We start from the raw sequence: 18837 nt of genomic DNA on the forward strand, positions 1-18837 counted from the left end.
GGCCCCGTGCGTGTCCGGCCGGAGGGCGCCGCAGAAGGCGGCAGAGGGCGGACAGAAGACGAACGGGGCCGTGCCGAAGGTGTGTTGCCGCGACGGTGCCCGAGCACGGGGCCGAACCCGCGGGCAGCACCGGCGCCACCCGCCCTTCCGGCTGCGGCCGCTCCTCGCACGAGCGTTTCCCTCAAGTGCTCCTTCGCTCCTGCTCGCTCCCTTGCCGCACGTGGCCGGAGATGTGCCGCATTACCGGCAGCGGGGTGCACCGGGTTCCACGCCTCTCTCATCCCCTCATGCCTCAAGAAAGCGCATGAAACGATCATTCGCTTGCAAGGGAGAGGCTGAGCGGTCGGTGAGATCTACAGTGCTGTAGAAATCTCTGAAGGAGGCGGACCCCGACGGCCCGTCTCCCAGGCCCGGACGGACGGGCCAGTCGCCGCAGAAGAAGGAGCAAGGGCACTAGATGCCGGAACAGCACGACCACATCCCCGACATCGCATTCCGGTCCTTCCGCGGAGAACTGGCACGCCGCTGCCGGGCCGTCACCGAATCCCGCTGGTTCGCCCTCGCCGTCTTCGCCCTGATCGTGCTCAATGCCGCGCTGCTGGGCCTGGAGACGTACTCCGGTCTGGCGGCCCGGTGGCACCGGGGATTACTGCTGGCCGAACAGGCATGCCTGGTCGCGTTCACCGCCGAGATCCTGATACGGCTGGCCGCGCACGCCGACCGCCCCCGCGGCTTTCTCAAGGACGCCTGGAACGTCTTCGACCTGATCGTGATCCTGTGCGCCTTCCTGCCCTTCGTCCGCGAGAACACCACGGTGCTGCGACTGCTGCGGCTGGCGCGTGTGCTGCGCACCGCCCGCTTTTTGCCGCAGGTGCGCATCGTGCTGGTCGCCATCGTCCGCAGTCTGCCCGGCACCCTGAGCTTCCTCGTGGTCGGCGCCCTGCTGCTGTACGTGTACGCCATGATCGGCTGGGTCTTCTTCGGCCGTCACGACCCCGAGCACTACGGCTCCATCGGCCGCGCCGCCCTGACCCTCTTCCTGCTGATGACCCTGGACGGTGTCGGCAACGCGGTGCACAGCGGGCTGGAGGTGTCGCGCTGGAGCCTGCTCTACTACGCCTCCTACGTCCTGCTGGGCTCCTTCGTCCTGGTCAACGTCCTCGTCGGTGTCGTCATCACCTCCCTGGACGAGGCCCGGGAGATGGAGAAGGACAAGCCGGCCGAACGGGCCGCTCCCGCCGTCGCCGCGGACGACCGGAAACTCCTCCTGGAGCGGATCACGGCACTTCGCGGCGCCCTGGACGAACTCGAACGCGACCTCGCCCGGACGGCGCCACCGCAGGCCGGACGGGCGGCACTTGCCGTTCCGGCGGTCGTCGGCCGCCCGGTGTCCGGCACCGCTCGCAGACGGCGACGGTCCGCCGGCCGGCGGCGGTCCGCAGGGCGGCGGACCTCCAAGCGACGCCGATGAGACTGCGGCGGATCCATGCCGCCCACGCGGAAAGGTGCCGGCCGGCATCGGCCGACACAGCGACGAGAAAGGCGATGTGACGGAGCGACGGACACATCGCAGACCGAACCGCCTCCGTTCCGGCGGCCGGCACCGGCCCGCCCCGGCCCCGGCCGCGACGCACCGGGACGGTCCCGTAGCGTCGAGCCGGGGCGCACGGCCGGACACCACGGCCGTTTCGAGGGGGTAGTGGCGGGGGCGGTCTGTGGCTCTTCTCACAATCCGGGGCGAAAGCCGCCCGAAGTGACGGGCGCCACGTCAACAGGCGTGCTTTTTGTCTACCTTCGCCTCTCGGTTCCCTTTTTGTCGATCCTTTCCCGAGGCCTGCCCGTGTCGTACCCGCCGTCCTCATCGCCCTCCAGGACCGCCGCCTCCAGCCGTTTCCGGCGCGCCGGTGCCTGTGCCGCTGTGCTTCTGGCCTCGGCGGCAGCCCTGTTCTCCGCCGGCGCGTCACCCGCGGTCGCCGCACCGGCGGAGCAGGACCAGATCGGTGCCGTGGTCCAGCCCCGCTCCAAGGCACGCGTCACGGCGGCGGTGCTCGGCCTGGACGAAGCGGGCCGCGAGCCGGTGCTGTACGGCCGGGACGACCTGTACGACACCGCGAGCATCGTCAAGGTCGACATCCTCGCGGCACTGCTGCTCCAGGCGCAGGACGAGGGCCGGCAGCTCACCGCCCGGGAACGCGCGCTCGCCGAACCGATGATCCGCACCAGCGACAACGAGGCGACGAGCGTGCTGTGGCGGAAGATCGGCCGGGCGCCGGGGCTGGAGGCGGCCAACAGGCGCCTGGGGCTCGTCTCGACGAAGGGCGGCCCCGGCGGGAAGTGGGGACTGACGCAGACCACGGCAAGCGACCAAATACGGCTGCTGCGGGCCGTGTTCGCTCCGGCCGGGATGTCGAGGGCCCACTCGTCGCCGCTGAACGCGCAGTCCCGCGCCTACATCCAGTCGTTGATGAGCCGCGTCGCCAAGGACCAGGCGTGGGGCGTCTCGGCGGCCTCCGACACCGAGGGGGCGCTGAAGAACGGCTGGTTGCAGCGCACCACGTCCGGCCTCTGGGACGTCAACAGCATCGGACGGATCACCGTGGACGGACGCCCCTGCCTCGTCGCCGTCCTGTCGGACGGCAGTGCGTCGATGCGTGACGGAGTCTCCCTGGTGGAGCGGACGGCACGCCGGGCGGTGGCGGCGGCCCGGCGCTGACCGCGCGTGCCCGCCGCCGGCCGAGCACGCGGTACGCCTGCTGCCGGGCGCACCGCCGTCCGGGCACGGCCGCCGTCCCGGCCTGCGCCGGCGGAGCCGCACGGGCAGAACGGCGGGAACCCGGTCGCCGAACCGGGCGCACCCCTTCCGGGCCTTCCACGACGGCGCGCCCACGGCGGCGTTTCACGGGATTCACGGGACGGGGGAGGGGCTCGACCGGGAGGCGTCCCTCACCTCTCGAGGAGCTTCCGCGCGACCCGCGCCGCCGCTTCGCACTCGGCCGCGGCGGGGGACAACTCGCTGAGCGTGTCGAGATCGGTGTCCTGCCGCAGCTCCGTCTCCCAGGCCTCGGCGAGCCTTTCCCGCTCCGTGCGCGGCAGCCCCTGGACCTGCTCCCGGTGGCGCGGGTCGAGGGCGGCCAGGAAGCGCTCGACGGTGTCGATGGGCATGTCCTTCTCCTTCGATCACGGGGTGCTGATCCGGTACGGGCGGTGCACGGAGGGTGACCGCCCTCCTGCGCGCCGGGGCCGGCGCACCGTGCCTTCCGCATGGCACCCACGGTCGCGCGACGGCATCCGGCGACACCTGGTGACGTCCCGGTCACGTCCGGCGACGGCATCTCCTCTCCGCGCCCTGCGACACTTCGACACCTCGCCGCCGACCGCCGCATGGGACCGGGTACCCCGCCGCCCGGACGGCGACCGCCGCAATGGACGAACCGGGACGCGGAGCGCCCGCACGTCATGCCGGTCCGACGAACGAGCCGCTCATGAGCGGCGCCGGATCCGCGCACTGCCGACCGGGGCCGTGTGAGGGACCATGGGGAGGGGAGGGCAGGGACCGGCGACGACTCGAGAGGAGGCGTCGGCAGTGGGATCTGGCGAAGCCTCCCGGCAGCGTGCCGGACACGAGGAGCCGGCCCCGTCGGGCGGGCTGCTGGACCTGCTCAGTGTCTCCGCGATCGTCCTGGACGCGCGCGGACGCGTGGTGTTCTGGAGCCCGCAGGCGCAGCAGATCTTCGGCTACCGAGCCCACGAGGCCCTGGGGCAGTACGCGGCCAGGCTGATGGTCGACGAGCGGCAATGGAAGCAGGTCGCGGAGCTGTTCGCCCAGGTGATGGAGGAGGGCACGAGCTGGGCGGGAGCCTTTCCCGTCCGGCACAAGGACGGCAGCACCCGGCTGGTGGAGTTCCGCAACGTACGGCTGGAGGGCGAGGACGGGGCCTTCTACGCCCTGGGCATCGCCGTCGACCACGCTGCCCTGAAACGCGCGGAGCGTGACCTGGCGCTCACCGCGCGTCTGTTCGCCCAGTCCCCGATCGGACTGGGGATCGTGGACACCGACCTGCGGTATCTGGTGGTCAATCCCACGCTGGCGCGCATCAACGGCAGGCCGGAGCATCAGCAGGTCGGCCGGACCGTCCGCGAGGTGCTGGACTTCATGGATCCCACTCCGATCGAGGAGGCGATGCGCCGTGTCCTGGACAGCGGCGAGCCGCTGCTGGACCAGTTCGCCGTGGCCCCCACCCCCGCCGATCCGAGCGGCCGCGACCACGCCTGGTCGGTCTCCTACTACCGGCTCGAGGACAGTGCCGGCCAGGTGCTCGGACTCGCCGTCGAACTCGTGGACGTCACCGAGCAGTACCGCGCGTCCGCCGAGGCCGCCACGGCACGGCGACGCCTGACCCTGATCGCCGACGCCTCGGCACGCATCGGCACCACCCTCGACGTGGAGACCACCGCCGGCGAGCTGGCCGAGAGCTGTGTGCCGGAGCTGGCCGACGTGGCCGCCGTCGATCTGCTGGACGCCGTGCTGCGGGGCAACGACCGGAGCTGGGAGCCCAGCGGCACGGCCGCCATCCGCACACTGGCGCTCACCGCCTACGGCGTTCCGACCTTCTCCTTCCCCGTCGGACACATCGCCCGGTACGCCCCCGACCACCTGGTCACCCAGTGCATGACCACCGGCCGGCCGGCCCTCGCCCCGCATCTCACCGGCGAGGAACTGGCCGCCGTCGCCCCGGAGCACGCCGCCGCCGTCCTCAACCGGGCCGGAGCACACTCCTGTCTGGCCGTCCCGCTCGTCTCGCGCGGCCATGTGCTGGGCGCCCTGGCCCTCGCACGCGGCCGCAACCCGGCGCCGTTCACCGACGACGACGCCGTGCTGGCCCTGGATCTCGCCGCCCGCGCGGCCATCAGCATCGACCACGCCCGCTACTACCAGAACCAGCGTCAGGCCGCCGAGAACCTCCAGCGCAGCCTTCTGCCCCAGAAGCCCCCGTACCGTCCGGGCGTGGACACCGCCTGCCGCTACCAGCCCGCCTCGTCCATCTCCGGCATCGGCGGCGACTGGTACGACGTCATCGCCCTGCCCGACGACAAGACGGCCCTGGTCATCGGAGACGTCATGGGCAGCGGTACCGCCGCGGCCACCACCATGGGCCAGCTGCGCACGGCCACCCGCACCCTGGCCGCACTCGACATGGACCCCGCCGAACTCCTGCACCACCTCGACCGCATCACCGTTGACCTGGAGCAGCAGTTCGCCACCTGCACCTATGCCGTGTACGACCCGCACCGCGCCGACTGCCGCATCGCCGCCGCCGGGCACCTGCCGCCGGTGCTGCTCCCCGCCGGCGGCGCCCCGCGGTTCCTCGACGTCCCCACCGGAGCACCCCTCGGGGTGGGCCACATCTCCCCACGGACCGCCCAGTTGCGGATCGGGCCGGGGGACGGCCTCCTGCTCTACACCGACGGCCTCGTCGAAACCCGCAGCAGCTCCCTGGAGGAGCGACTGGACCTTCTGCTCCGGCTCCTCGCAGGTCCCCCGGGTCCTCTGGAGGAGACCTGCGACCACCTCCTGCAGCAGCTGCGCCACCCCGACGAACCCGACGACGTCGCCCTTCTCATGGCCCGTATGCGGTGAGCGGCATGACGTGTGCGCGGTGGCCGTCATGACGTGTGTGCGGTGAGCGTCGTGGACCGGGCGCGGTGAGCACCGCAGCCGTGTCACCGCGGCACCACCGATGCCGCCAGGACGCCGCCAAGACATCGGGAAGACGCGGGAAGGCACCGGCGGGACGCTGCCGAGACACTGCAAGGACGCACTGCCGCGGTCGAGTTCGGCATGCCTCGGCACACCGACGGACGGTGCGGGCCGGTCGCCGACGCATACGCCATCGCAGGGGCGGCGGCGGATGCGTCGGCACGTTCCCCACGGGCGACGACCGCCTGGGTCACTCATGCGGCCGGGACGAGGCGACGGCTTCAGCCGTCGGCGGGCTCCGGCTGTGCCTGCGCCTGCACCGGTGCCGGCTCCGGAGCGTCGGAGGCCGTGTAGAACACCGACGTGCCCTGCTTGGTGCGCTGTGCCTGGCCCTTGGCCACCAGACTTTCGAGCGCGGTCCGTACGACGGTGGTGCTGATGCGGCGGTCGGGGTGGGCCTGGCCCAGGGCGGTGGCGACCTCCGCCGCGGAGCGCGGCTCGTGCTGCTCACCGAGGTGGCCGCGGACGAGTTCGACCAGGGTGGGCCGGTTCGTCTTCCGGGCGGACGTCTTGGCCGAGGACTTCTTCGTGGAGGACTTCTTGGCCGGGGACTTCTTGCCGGCCTTGCTCTCCTTGCCCGAACTCCGTTTGGCAGAGCCGGACTTGGCTGTGGTCTTCCTGCGGGGTGCGGGCACCGGGACATCGCTCGTGCCGGCCGCCGCCGTGTCGAGCGCCTGCCGCATGTTCACCAGCACGTCGTGGTCGCGCTTCAGCGCGGCCAACTGGTTCTGCAACGACTCGATTTCGGCACTGATGCGTTCCTGCTCCTTCAGGTTCTGCTCCAGGTCGCCGGCCACTTGAGCGGCGTACTGCGATGCCAGATCAGTGACCGTCGTACTCTCGGGCATGGCCTTGGCCCCCTTCTCAATGGCTGATGACTCAACGGCTGATGACGGCGCGACGGGAGCACTGGTCGCACAGTGACCCTGCGCAGGAATACGCGCGCAGAGATACTGAGATACTACGGACGGGACGAACCAGTTGTTCGTCTCCACCCCATGGTGCGGGTCTCAGGACTTTTTGTCGCCCAGCTTCTCGATCAGGTCCTGCGCCTTGTCGACCGCGGTGTCGATGGTGCGGCTGTGCTTTCCGCCCGTCCTGTCGTCGATGAAGTCGCCGACCTTCTCCAGTCCTTCGGAGATTTTCTCGCCGTGGGCCCCGGCGATGTCCTCCACCTTGCTCTTGAGCTGGGAGAGGTTCTTGAGATCCTTCAACTTGTCGAACATCAGGCCTCCTTGATCTGGTCGAGAGAAGCGGGGGCGGCCGGCAGCATGATCTCACGGTGACCGGCGGACCCCGGTGAGTCGTTCCGTCCGGCTGCGGACGCGTTCCCCGCCCCCGCCGAGCCGGAGACAGGACGGCCGAGCAGCTCGGCGCAGTACCGGACTTGAGCATCCGGTCAGCGCAAGTTCCTTGAAGAAAAAGGGAGTTGGCCTTGCGGCCCGAAAGCGGGAGACACGGCCGGTGCGGCACCTTTCTCGGTCCGCTCGCGGAAGGGAAACCCTCGGCGGGGTTCCCTCGACGGGCCCGGCACGGAGGAGTCCCGGGGCGAGGCGGTGCCGACCCCGCCGGGCGGACAGCCGCGTGCGAGACCGACAGGACACCGCGGGCAGCACACCGCGGGCAGGGCACCGCGAGCAGAGCCTCGTGCAGGGCGGACCCCGGAAGGCGGAGTCACGCCCCGGTGAGGCGGCCGGGGCGCCCCCGGCGCCGGCAGCTGACTCCCCGTGACTTCGGACGGCTTTTCGAAACCGCCACCCGCCCGGAGCAGAGCACCGCACGGCGACGGGCCCCGGCCCCGACCGGGCGACACCCGAGTCCCTCCGACCGGCTGCCGGCGCCCCGGCGAGGAGGTCTCACGGCGCGCTTCCGCTGCTGACGCCCCCTCCACCAGGGGCGGTGCCCCCGCCGATGGGCCGCACGGGGGAAATCCCGGACCGGTCAGGCGTACGTCCCCTCGCCCGGAAGCCGCGGAACAGGGGGAGAGAACCGGCCGACCAGGGCCGTTCCGCGTTTTTCCTGACAGGCCGTTCGTTACGGCCTCCGCTTCCGTCCGGCCGTCATCGCCACGCTGTTCGCCCTCCAATACGCCCCGCTGTTCGCCCACGCGGATGTATCGGGTGAAGCATCGTCATCCGAATGCAGCGCTCCGGTGGTGGCCCGTCAGAAATCCGCTGAAGGTGATCACGTCGCACCTGCGATTCCCGATTGAGTGGGCGTTGGGCCGGCTCTCGTAGTCGCGACGGAAGGAACACCCATGCGTATCACCCGTACTCTGCTCACCTCCGCGGTGGTGGCCGCCTCCGTAGCGCTCTCCGCGCCCGTGGCGTGCGCCGTGGATGTGGCCGCACTGTCGTCCTCGCAGGCCAAGGCGTCCCTGGTCAGTGACGCCCGGGGCGACGACTCCGACAACGGCAAGGACGACAAGGACTACGGCGGCAAGGACGGCAAGGACTACGGCGACAAGGACTACGGCGACAAGGACGACAAGGACTACGGCAACAAGGGCGACAAGGGCTACGGCGACAAGGGCGACCACGACCGCAAGGGCGGCCACCACAAGAAGGGTGACAAGCCGCACGGTGGTGTCCACGCCGGTGGCGGAGCCCTGGCCATGACGGTCGCCGACGGAGGCAGCAGCAAGAACAACGGCGACGACAACGGTTACGACAACGGCGACGACAACGGTTACGGCAAGGGCAAGGGCAAGGAGTCCGACGACTACGGCGACAAGGACGACAAGGACTACGGCGGCAAGGGCGACAAGGGCTACGGCGACAAGGGCGACCACGACCGCAAGGGCGGCCACCACTGGAAGGGCCACAAGCCGCACGGTGGTGTCCACGCCGGTGGCGGCGGTCTGGCGCAGTCGCCGGACACCCTGGCCCTGGGGAGCGTCCTGGTGCTTGGCGGCCTGGGCGCCGGCGCGTACATGCTCCGGCGTCGTCAGACGTCGGGCTCCGCGGCCTGACCTGCCACTGCTGTTCGTCACTGTGCTGTCGCGGTCTGCGTCCACTCCGGCGGAGAACGACGCAGGCCGCGACAGCGGCCTTTGAACCGTCGGGCGTCATCGGCGCCACCTCGTGACCGAAAGGCACCGTCCATGGCTTCCCCGCTTCCGCCTCAGACGCCGCAGCACGAGACCGGCTCCGCAAGGCGCCGCCGTCGGCTCCGCCTGCTGCTGCCCGCGGCAATGGTCGGGCTGGGCCTTGTGCTCATCCACCAGTCCGTCGACAACTCCATGACGCCCCTGAGGTATCCGCCCCCCGCGGCGGTCGCCTCCCACCGACCCGCGCCGGCCGCACCGGCAGCACCGGCCGCGCCGAGCGCGAGCACCAGTGCCGGCGCCTCCGACACCGACACGGCGGACACCGACGCCGACGACGCCGACGACGGGGCGCTGCCCCGGTCGGAGCCGACCCGGATCTCGATCCCGGACATCGCCGTGGACGCGCCGTTCACCAAACTGTCCCTCGACAAGGACGGACACCTCGCCCCGCCGCCGCCGGACGACACCAACCTGGTCGGCTGGTACCAGCACGGGGCCTCTCCCGGTGAGCGCGGCTCGGCGATCGTCGTCGGCCATCTCGACACCAAGACCGGCCCTGCGGTGTTCGCCGGTCTGAGTCAGCTCGAGCCCGGAGACTTTGTGGACATCGAGCGGGCCGACGGCACCGTCGCACGTTTCAAGGTCGACTCCGTGGAGATGTTCAGCAAGGCGGACTTCCCCGACGACCTGGTCTACGCCGACGCCCCGACCCCCGAGCTGCGCCTGATCACCTGCGGTGGCACCTACGACTACAAGAACCGGGACTACCGGGCCAACGTGGTCGTCTTCGCCCACCTCGACTCGAGCACCTCCTCCTGATCCCGCCGGCCCGTGCGCCGTGACGAGGCAGGGACGTCCCCTTCGGTGGCCGGACCTGCTTCCGGGGCGTCTCCCGGCTCCTCCGGCCGGAGCCGGAAGGGGCGGCGTCACGGAGCCGGCCGGCGGACCTCGGTGAACCACTCCTCGATCACCGCGGCGGCCTGGTCGAGCGCACCCGGCCTCTGAAGCCGGTGGGAGGCTCCCCGGACCTCGCGCACCGCGTGCGGGCCCGCGATCCGTTCGGCGGTCCGCCGGCTCGAGCGGAGATCCTCGGGGTCCTCACCGCCCTCCACGAACAGCACCGGCACACGGACCCGCTCCAGGGCCGCGTCGGCCGGCTCGGGCTGTCCGTCCCACAGGACCACCGCCGACACCTCCTCCGGCAATGCCGCCGCCGCGATCAGGGCGACGGCGGCCTCGGCCCCGGCGGCGAAGAGAATCACGGGCAGTGTCCGGGTGTCCGGCTGCGCCTTCAGCCAGTCGACCGCGGCGATCAGACGGCGGCCCAGCATGTCGATGTCGACACGCAGCTCGCCCATCGCCTCGGGCCGCCGGCCCTCGGTCTCGCTGAACAGATCCATGGCCAGTGTGCCGAACCCGGCCCTGTGCAGCTCGGCGGCGACGGACTGCGTGGCGGGGGTGTGGCGGGACGTGTGCACACCATGCACGAACAGCACGGTTGCCCGGGACGCATCGGGAACCACGAAGTCGCCCGACAATGTGAGGCGGTCGGCGGGCACCGACACCATCTCGGAGATCATGGGGATCACCTGCTCTCTCCGGTCGTGAGGGTTCGAAGGTCCGTCGCGTCCCGGACCTCTGGCCGGGTACCCGCCCGGCGGACGGGAATCCGGTCGATCCGCACGACCCCTCGCGGACGAGGCGACAGGTCCCCGGAACATTCACGGACCGCCACCCCCACCGGCGCCGGGCGCCGCGTGCCGGCCCGGGACACGCGGCCGGCCGGATCCTCCCGTCCGGCGGCCGGCGAGCGCCCGCACGCTTTTGACGGCCTTCCGGTGGTCCCGGTGATCTCGTCGTGCCGCAGGAGCGGACGTCCTTCCCCGCGGGGCCGCCCTCGTGGCGCGGTCCGTCCGGCGGCCCCATGACCGGGCGGCGGACGGGCATCCGCACTGTGCCGGGGCGGTGCGCGGGGCGGAGCACTCGCGGCCGGCGCCTGCCCGGATGCGGCAGGAGTCCGCGGAGAACGCGGGTGGAGGCCGGGGTGGGGGGGGAAGGAGGCGGATGCGGCACTGCCGGAGCCGGATCCTCTTCGTTTCGGCCGCCGCCGCGCCGGCAGCGGCGGCCACCGCCCTCGGGGTGGGGGCGGTTCGCCGCTGAGTCAGGGATCGCCTGTGCTCAGTGCCTTCGTTGCCGGCCTTTCCGGCAGCCCTTGGGCCGCCGGGGTCACTTGCAGAGCTTCAGGCCCTCGTCGATCACTTCGGTGAGGGGGATCTTGCTGCCCGGGTTGTCGGGGTCCTCGGCCCAGATCGGGTCGGGCGCGGGATGCCTTGCCTGAGCTGCGTCGTTGAGACCGTAGGTCCCTTCGGGGATGGTGAAGGTGACGGCCTGACCGCTGCAGGCGAGCGTGCCGGAGGCGACGGTGAACGGCCACGGCTTGATGGTGCGTTCGGATATGTGGCCGGCCGGCTCCGTGGTCTTCGCGGCAGTGCCGACGGAGGAGCCGCCGTCGGCGGAACCGCCGTCGGCGGTCGCACTGCCGGAGCAGGCGGTCAGAGCAAGAACACTGGAAACGGCGGCCGCGGCAGCAGTGGCGCGGATACGCATGGTTCACCCCAGGGGAGCGATGGTACGGATGGTAACCGACATCATCCGGGCTGTGATCACCGTGGCCAGAGGTTGTGCTGATCCCGTGATGGGATCGTGACTGACCGTTGCGATGTGTGCACCTCAGGGGCGGATATGCGCCACGGGGGTGTGACCGGAGGCACAGGAGGGGCGCCAGGGGCGGCTGGTGCCGGAGTGTTCCTCGTCCGCCCGGCATCGCGGCATTGTCAGGGGCATGAAACCGGCCACATGTCGCACCGTGCTCCGGGGGCTCCGCCACCCCCTGCTCCGGCGGTCCCCGCGGAAGACCGGCGACGGCCGGGGAGAGCGACGACGGCCCGACAAGGACGCGTGCCGGCGCGGGGCTGCGCAGCCCCGCGCCGGCACGATCCGAACGACGCTCCTCTAGGGGCGTGTGCGGGCCTGGCGCGCCCACTTCTGCAGCACGGGCACACAGGACTCGGCGAAGCGCTCGTAGTCGGCGGGCGTGTTGTAGACATGGGCCGACAGACGGAGGTAGCCGACCCCGTCGAAGCTGGTGAAGGCCGCCTCCACCCCCAGCTCGGCGGCGGCCCGGTCGCGCAGTGCGTCCGCCGCCGGACGGGTGGTTCCCAGGCCCTCGGGAAGACGGACCAGCCGCATGCCCGGCACGGGCATCCCGACGTCGACGCTCTCCTCCGCCCCTGCCGAGCCGGCGAACGCGGCGCCGATCACACGGGCGCCGTAGTCGGCGAGTTCGTCCATGTAGCGGCGGGCCGTCTCCCAGCCCCAGGTGCGTTCGACGAAGTCCAGGGCCGTGGGTGCCGCCAGGGGACCGGTGGCGTCCAGGGTGCCCTGCTGGTCGAAGCGGTACGGAAAGGGTTCCGCGGCGTTCCACGAGTCGATCAGCGGATGGAGGTCCTCGCGCAACGGGCCGCGGGCCACCAGCGCCGCCGTGCCACGAGGCGCGCAGCCCCACTTGTGGAGGTTGCCCACCCAGGCGTCGCAGACCAGGTTCTGGAGCGGAGCGGCAAGAAGTCCGGGAGCGTGCGCGCCGTCCACCAGCAGCGTGACGCCGCGCCGTGCCAGCTCGGCCCCGACCCGCTCCACCGGCAGTCTGCGGGCGGTGGCCGAGGTGATCTGGTCCAGCACCACGAGCGCGCACCGTTCGTCCACCTCGGCCATCACCGCCTCATGGGCCTCGTCCGCGTCGGCCGCGAGCGGCACCCGGGCCGTGCGCACCCGGCCGCCCCAGCGGCGGGCGAGCCGCTGCGCCCCCATGGTGACGGCGCCGTACCCGTGATCGGTGACGACCACGTCCCCGCCGGGACGCGCGGCCAGGGCGGCGTACACCGTGCTGGCGCCCGCGCTCGCGTTCGGCACGAGGGCCAGGTCCTCGGCGCCGACCCGCAGATGGTCCGCGATCGCGGCGCGCGCGGCGGCGATCCGGGCGGGCAGATGCGGAAACCAGACGACGGGGGCGCGCTCCATCTCGGCCCGCAGTTCGTTCTGCCGGTGCTGTGCGACCAGCGGAACGGCGCCGAAGGAGCCGTGGTTGAGATGCAGCAGGCCGGGGTCGAGCGACCAGGCCGCGGCGGCGGGCCGGCCGTCCTCCAGCAGCAGCGGGCGCGGTGCGGTGACGACCTCGGTCTCGCTCACAGGGCTCCTTGTGCGTCGCGGTTCGCAGTGCCTTGTCGCGCGGTTCGTTGCGCGCTCAATAATTGCTGATCGTACACATGGCCCGGACCGGGCCGATCGTCCATTTCTGAACCATGGCCGAAAACATTCAGGGAAAGACGCGGAAAGGCCAAGGCAGGCGTTTCCGCCGACCTCGTCGTGATACCTCTCTGTGTGATCCGAAGGGAATCTCCGGAGGGGAAACCAGTTGTCGCTCACCGTGGGGTCCGGCCGCCACCGTCTCCGTATCCTCACATCCGCCAGCGATGTGTCCGAAATCGCCGAATTAGCCGGTGGAAAGGGCAGGAATCTGCATGCGCTGACCGCAGCCGGTTTTCACGTGCCGAGCTGGTCGGTGATCGGCCTGGACGTCTTCGCGGAATTCGCCCGCGGCAGCGGACTGGACGAGCGCCTGGCGGCCCTGGCCGCCCTGCCGGCCGGCGGCCAGGGCGACGGCGGACGCGGGCTTTGCGAGACCGCCGCCGAGATCGCCGCCGAGATCGCCGCACTGATCGGGACGGCCCCCCTCGGCGAGCGCGTCACCGAGGCCATCGCCCTGGCCTATGCGCAGGTCGGCGGCGGCCCGGTGGCCGTCCGCTCGTCCGGCGCGCAGGAGGACGGCACGGAGCACTCGTTCGCCGGCCAGTTCGACAGCTTCCTCAACGTCCGCGGACTCGACCAGGTCGTCGCCCACGTCCGCCGCTGCTGGGCCTCGGGATTCTCCGAACGGTCCCTGCACTACCGCGCGCGGCACCGGCTGCCGCCGGACACCGGCGGCGTCGCGGTCGTCCTGCAGCGCATGGTGCCCGCCGAGCGCAGCGGCGTCCTGTTCACGGCCGATCCGGCCACCGGCCGCGACGACCGCCATGTGGTCAGCGCCGTCCACGGGCTGGGGGAGGGGCTGGTCTCCGGCGCGGTCGACGCCGACACCGTGGTCCTGGACGCCGCCACCGGCGAGGTGCTGAGCACCGTGATCGGCGAGAAGAAGGAACGTTACGACGCCGGCACCGGCCCCGGCTGCACGGTGTCACCGGTCGCCCCCGAGGACCGCGGGACCCTGTGCCTGACCACCGAGGACCTCACCCGGCTGCACCGGGCCGGCCTGCGCATCACGGCGCACCACGGCACCCCGCAGGACATCGAGTGGGCGATCGCGGACGGCACCCTGTGGATCCTGCAGAGCCGGCCCGTCACCGCCCTCGGCCGCCCCTTGGGCACCGCACCGGGACACCGGGAGCCCGAGGGGGAGGAGCGGCTGTGGGACAACTCCAACATCATCGAGAGCTTCGGCGGCGTCGTCTCCCCCCTCACCTACACCTTCGCCGCCGACACCTACGCCAAGGTGTACGAGAGCTACGCCCGCGCCCTGGGGGTCAGGGGCGACCGGCTGCGCGAGGTCCAGGAGTGGACCCCGTACCTGCTCGGCTACTTCCACGGGCGGGTCTACTACAACCTGTACCACTGGTACCGCATGGTGCGCCTGGCGCCGCTGTACCCGCTGAACCGCCGTGTACTGGAGAAGGCGCTGGGCGTCTCGGAGAGCATTTCCGACGAGTGCGCCGACGCCCTTCACCCTTTCACCCCGCAAACCGGGCTGCGCGGCTGGTTCTCCCGCCTCTCCCGGACGGTGATCTTCACCAGAAGGTTTCTGACCGTCCGGAAATCCATGGAGGTCTTCCACCGGGATTTCTACCGGGCCTACGAGGTATTCGACAACGTCGACTACGACGCACTGCCCGGCGACGAGACCCATCGGCGTTTCCGCAGGCTGCAGAGGGAACTCATCGAGAAATGGGGACCGATGCAGGTCCTGGACGCCACGGTCCTGCTCTCCGTCGGCATCCTGGCGCTCCTGACCCGCAGATGGCTGCCGGACGCCCCCGAGTGGCTCACCTGGGCCGCCGCCGCACCCGACGGCCCCGTCGAGTCCGCCGAACCGGCCCGGGCCCTGGCCGGCCTGGCGGCCCGGATACGGGCCGACGACGAGGTGCGGCGCCTGCTGGAGCGCACCGACGACGCCGACGCCCGCCGGGCGCTGTGCGAGGCCGGCCACACCGACGTCCTGGCCGCCGTCGACGCGTATGTCGCCGCCTACGGCTACCGCAGCCCCGACGAACTCAAGCTGGAGGTGCCCGACCTGCGGGAGAACCCGGCCGGGCTGTTCACCCTGCTGCGCGAGGCCCTGCGGGACACCGGCAGGGACACCCCCGGCGGACGGGGCAAGGAGGCCGACGCCTACCTCGACCAGCGGCTGCGCGGCCCCCGCCGCTGGGTGTACGAGCGGGTGCGCCGCAAGGCGCGGGCCGCGCTCACCGACCGCGAACGGCTGAGGTTCTGCCGCACCCGCGCCTTCGGCGCGGCCAAGCGCATGCTGCGCGCGATGGGCCGCGACCTGGCCCGCGCCGGGGCCATCGACTCCTGGAGCGATGTGTTCATGCTCAGGCTGGAGGAGGTGCACGGCGCCTACGAGGGCCGCATCGCCCACACCGAGCTGAGACACCTGGCCGCCCTGCGCCGCAGGCAGCTCGCCGCCGACGCCGCCCTGCACGCCCCGTCCCGCTTCACCACCCGCGGCGCCCCCTACTGGTCGGGCAACCTGGAACGGGCCGGCTGGAGCAGCGGCCCCGCCGCCCGCAGCGGAGTCCGCGAACTGCGCGGCACCCCCTGCTGCCCCGGGATCGCCGAAGGACCCGCGGTGGTCACCGACACCCCGCGCGAGATCGGCGGCGGCATCCTGGTCGCCTACCGCACCGACCCCGGCTGGGTGCCCGCGCTGTCCTCGGCCGCCGCCGTACTCGTCGAACGCGGCAGCCCCCTGACCCATGTGGCCGTCGTGGCACGGGAGCTGGGCATCCCGACCGTGGTCCAGGTCAGGAACGCCACCACCGAGATCCGCACCGGCACCCTGCTGCGCGTGGACGGCGCCGCGGGAACGGTCACCGTACTCGCCGACCCTCCGGCCGACGACACCGCCGGCGGGCCGGCCGGGCACCCGGACAGCTGAAGGACGGAGAGACATCCGTGATCCTCACCGAGGACCGACTGCACCGCCTGCTCGACAAGTCCCTCGCCGAACTGCCGCCTCCAGCAGCGGACTTCGCCGTGGTGCTCGAAGGCTCCATAGCGGAGGGGTTCGGCAACCCCTCCTCCGACGTCGACTTCCTGCTCATCACCCCGGGCGACGAGGAACTGCCGACCATGCCGTCGCTGCTCTTCGTCGACGGCCGCCGCGTGGAGATCCGCACCCGCTCGAGACGCCAGCTGGCCGAGCAGTTCCGCACCCTGGAGAAGCAGGCCGCACGCCCCGGACGGCTCGACGAGGACCTGCTCAACCGCTGCCAGCGGCTGCTGCACAGCCACCCGCTGCGCGGCCACGCCCTGGTCGACGAGGTCAAGGCACTCATGCCCCGCGAGCGGTTCTCCCGCATCGCCGCCGACTGGTGGGCCCACCGGGCCCGCCAGTGCCTGCGGCACGCCCTGGCGCTGCTCGGCCTCGGCCTCGCCGACGAGGCCGTCGACTGGAACCGCGCCGCACTCGTCCAGACCGTCAAGGCATGGGCGGCCGGCCGGGGCGAGACCTACCTCGAACCCAAGTGGCTGCCCCTGCAACTGGACCGCGCCGGCCGGCCCGACGTGCGCGACCGGTACGAGGAACTGCGCTGTGCGACCCCCGCCCCCGGCGACCCCGACGCCGCCCGCGCCCACCTGACGGCCTGCCTCGCCTTCGCCACCGGCCTCGGCCTGACCGGCGTGACCGCCGACCCCGGACGCCTCACCGTCGAACGCGCCGCCGGCGTGACCACCTGGCAGACCGGCGAGAGGATCCACGTCATCCGCCGGCGCCGCGAGGTGTTCGCACTCGGCGACCGCGCCGGAGCCGTCTGGCGCAGCCTCGTCCCGGGCCGCTCGCTGCCCGACACGCTCACCGCCGCCGAGCACGCCGCGGGCACCGACCCCGGCCCGCTGCTGGCCGCGTTCTGGCGCTACGGACTGATCCGGCTGGCCTGGAAGGGCGGAGGCACCGTCACCGCGTCGCTGCCGCTCGCCGCACCGCCCGGCCCCGTCGCCCCGCCGCCCTCCACCGCGCAGCCGCTGCTGTCGGTGGCCGGCGCGGCCGTCAGCGGCCCCGACGCCATCGACCTGATGCCGCTGCCCGCCGACCGGTTCGCCGCCGCCACCATGGCCCTGGTGTGGTCCAATGTCGTCGTCGAGAATGCCGTCGAGGACCTCACCGGCGCCCTGCGGCAGCACCAGTGGCCGGTCGCCGAACTCACCGCCCGCCGCGCCGTGCACGCCGCGCTGCGCGGCCTGTTCAGCGCCCACGGCGTCCACCCGCTGCCCGCCGACTGCGACCTCGTGCACCGGATGGACCTGCTGCCGGCGGCCACCGAGCCGATCCGCGTCCGCGCCGGGGAACTGCTGCGCCGCCCCATCGACTCGCCCGAACGCGGCGAGACCGCCCTCGCCGACCTGCGCGCCTTCATCACCCTGGTGCGCGACACCGCGGGCGCCGACGCCTTCCCCCTCTGCTTCGACTCCGCCGACGACTGGCGGGCCACCTTGGAACTCGGCCACGACTGGCTGCGCATCGGAGCCCACCTGAACGCCCAACTGCCCATCGAGGAGGCCCGCGACCTGCTCGCCGGCCACGGCACCCGGCCCCACCAGAGCCGATGACCCCCAGCCCCCGGGAGGACCGACCGATGACCGACACGATGACGGTGCTGGTCACCGGAGCCAGCGGCCTGGTGGGCGCGGAGACGACCGCCCGGCTCACCGCCGCGGGCCACACCGTGCTGGCCCTGCTGCACCACAGGACCGGCCTCGTCCGCAACGACGGCACAGCACTCGCCCCCGGCCCCGGCACCCTCGTCCCGGTCGCCGGCGACATCACCCGCCCCGGCCTCGGACTCACCGACGGCGACCGGCACCTGGTCAAGACCGCCGACCTGATCGTGCACTGCGCCGCCGTCACCGACTTCGGACTGCCCAAGGAGCACTACCGGAGCATCAACGTCCTCGGCACCCGGCACGTCCTCGCCCTCGCCCTCGCCGGCCGCACCCCGCTCGTGCACGTCAGCACCGCCTACATCTGCGGAGAACGCGACGGCATCGCCCACGAGGACGAACTCGACGTGGGCCAGCCCCTCGGCAACGGCTACGAACGCAGCAAACTGACCGCGGAGACCCTGGTCCACAAGGCCGCCGCGGAGGGCCTGCCGGTCGCCGTGGTCCGCCCCAGCATCGTCACCGGCGCCGCCCGTACCGGCCGCATCCGCGACTTCAGGACCATCTACCCGGTGCTCAAGGCCTTCACCAGGGGCCTGGTGCGCAGCGCCCCCGGCCACTACGACGCCGTGCTCGACCTGGTCCCGGTCGACCACGTCGCCGACCTGGTCGCCGAGGCCGCCCTCCGCTTCGCCGACGCCGAGGGCCGCACCCTGCACGCCGTCGGCCACGAACTGACCCTGCGGGACTTCTCCGACGTCCTCGCCACCTACCCGTCCTTCAAGGTGCCGCGGTTCGTCCCCCCGTCCGTGTTCTCCGCATCGGCCCTGCCCGACCGCGAACGCCCCTACTACGACCGCGTCATCGCCCTCTACGACACCTACTTCCGCCGGCGCGTCCGCTTCGACGACACCCAGGCCGCCGCCTTCGGCCGCCGCCGGCCCTCCGCACGCGGACGCACCTACCTGCGCCGCCTCCTCGACCACTGCCTGCGGACCGGCTACCTCGGCACGCCCCCGCCCGGGGAGCCGCCCGCCCG

At 72.2% G+C, this 18837-nt stretch carries 14 protein-coding genes; 8 read left to right on the forward strand and 6 right to left on the reverse strand.

What is annotated here, in order from left to right; genetic code table 11:
• Window positions 1-457: 457 nt before the first annotated feature.
• Together CCN35_RS22375 and CCN35_RS29685 are read left to right on the forward strand one after the other, a co-directional pair.
• Window positions 458-1471 (forward strand): ion transporter, encoded by a 1014-nt coding sequence (locus CCN35_RS22375; protein WP_067399418.1) that lies wholly within the window; start codon window positions 458-460, stop codon window positions 1469-1471.
• Between the two features lie 447 nt (window positions 1472-1918).
• A complete protein-coding gene (locus CCN35_RS29685) occupies window positions 1919-2713 on the forward strand; it encodes a serine hydrolase (protein WP_236561288.1) in 795 nt (264 codons plus the stop codon).
• A gap of 230 nt (window positions 2714-2943) precedes the next feature.
• On the opposite strand, the gene CCN35_RS22385 is transcribed toward CCN35_RS29685, so the two are convergent.
• Window positions 2944-3162, reverse strand: a complete 219-nt coding sequence (locus CCN35_RS22385; protein ID WP_067399411.1) for a hypothetical protein — start codon at window positions 3160-3162, stop codon at window positions 2944-2946.
• A gap of 370 nt (window positions 3163-3532) precedes the next feature.
• Here CCN35_RS22385 and CCN35_RS22390 point away from each other — a divergent pair, with 370 nt between their 5' ends.
• Complete coding sequence (locus CCN35_RS22390; RefSeq protein ID WP_086794084.1) at window positions 3533-5638, forward strand: SpoIIE family protein phosphatase; 2106 nt, start codon at window positions 3533-3535, stop codon at window positions 5636-5638.
• Between the two features lie 341 nt (window positions 5639-5979).
• Here the strand turns inward: CCN35_RS22390 and CCN35_RS22395 are convergent, their stop codons facing one another.
• Both CCN35_RS22395 and CCN35_RS22400 read right to left on the reverse strand, forming a co-directional pair.
• A complete protein-coding gene (locus CCN35_RS22395; RefSeq protein ID WP_067399408.1) occupies window positions 5980-6606 on the reverse strand; it encodes a restriction endonuclease subunit S domain-containing protein in 627 nt (208 codons plus the stop codon).
• 162 nt (window positions 6607-6768) lie between these two features.
• Window positions 6769-6984, reverse strand: a complete 216-nt coding sequence (locus CCN35_RS22400; RefSeq protein ID WP_067399405.1) for an antitoxin — start codon at window positions 6982-6984, stop codon at window positions 6769-6771.
• A 1031-nt stretch (window positions 6985-8015) separates the two neighbouring features.
• On the opposite strand from CCN35_RS22400, the gene CCN35_RS28460 reads away from it, so the two are divergent.
• Together CCN35_RS28460 and CCN35_RS22415 are read left to right on the forward strand one after the other, a co-directional pair.
• Window positions 8016-8729, forward strand: a complete 714-nt coding sequence (locus CCN35_RS28460) for a hypothetical protein (protein WP_107501081.1) — start codon at window positions 8016-8018, stop codon at window positions 8727-8729.
• A 132-nt stretch (window positions 8730-8861) separates the two neighbouring features.
• Window positions 8862-9626, forward strand: a complete 765-nt coding sequence (locus CCN35_RS22415) for a class F sortase (RefSeq protein ID WP_067399398.1) — start codon at window positions 8862-8864, stop codon at window positions 9624-9626.
• Between the two features lie 107 nt (window positions 9627-9733).
• Here CCN35_RS22415 and CCN35_RS22420 read toward each other — a convergent pair whose 3' ends face one another.
• The 3 genes from CCN35_RS22420 to CCN35_RS22430 all read right to left on the reverse strand — a co-directional run bounded on the left by CCN35_RS22420 (window position 9734) and on the right by CCN35_RS22430 (window position 13052).
• On the reverse strand, window positions 9734-10387 hold the full coding sequence (locus tag CCN35_RS22420) for a dienelactone hydrolase family protein (protein ID WP_067399439.1): 654 nt from the start codon (window positions 10385-10387) through the stop codon (window positions 9734-9736).
• Window positions 10388-11033: 646 nt separating this feature from the next.
• Entirely contained in the window at window positions 11034-11414 is a 381-nt protein-coding gene (locus CCN35_RS22425) for a DUF2511 domain-containing protein (protein WP_067399394.1), read from the reverse strand.
• Window positions 11415-11819: 405 nt separating this feature from the next.
• Window positions 11820-13052 carry an aminotransferase class V-fold PLP-dependent enzyme gene (locus CCN35_RS22430; protein ID WP_067399391.1) on the reverse strand — a complete coding sequence of 411 codons (1233 nt, stop codon included), beginning with the start codon at window positions 13050-13052 and terminating at the stop codon, window positions 11820-11822.
• A 238-nt stretch (window positions 13053-13290) separates the two neighbouring features.
• On the opposite strand from CCN35_RS22430, the gene CCN35_RS22435 reads away from it, so the two are divergent.
• The 3 genes from CCN35_RS22435 to CCN35_RS22445 form a co-directional block, all read left to right on the forward strand.
• The gene (locus CCN35_RS22435; RefSeq protein WP_281254816.1) at window positions 13291-16074 is read left to right on the forward strand and encodes a phosphoenolpyruvate synthase; all 2784 of its coding nucleotides are present in this window, start codon (window positions 13291-13293) and stop codon (window positions 16072-16074) included.
• 17 nt (window positions 16075-16091) lie between these two features.
• The gene (locus tag CCN35_RS22440; protein WP_067399388.1) at window positions 16092-17747 is read left to right on the forward strand and encodes a nucleotidyltransferase domain-containing protein; all 1656 of its coding nucleotides are present in this window, start codon (window positions 16092-16094) and stop codon (window positions 17745-17747) included.
• Between the two features lie 26 nt (window positions 17748-17773).
• A partial coding sequence (locus CCN35_RS22445) for an SDR family oxidoreductase (protein WP_086794090.1) occupies window positions 17774-18837 on the forward strand: 1064 nt, incomplete at its 3' end.

The organism is Streptomyces thermovulgaris (assembly GCF_002155915.1).
In the GTDB taxonomy this organism is placed as follows: domain Bacteria; phylum Actinomycetota; class Actinomycetes; order Streptomycetales; family Streptomycetaceae; genus Streptomyces; species Streptomyces thermovulgaris.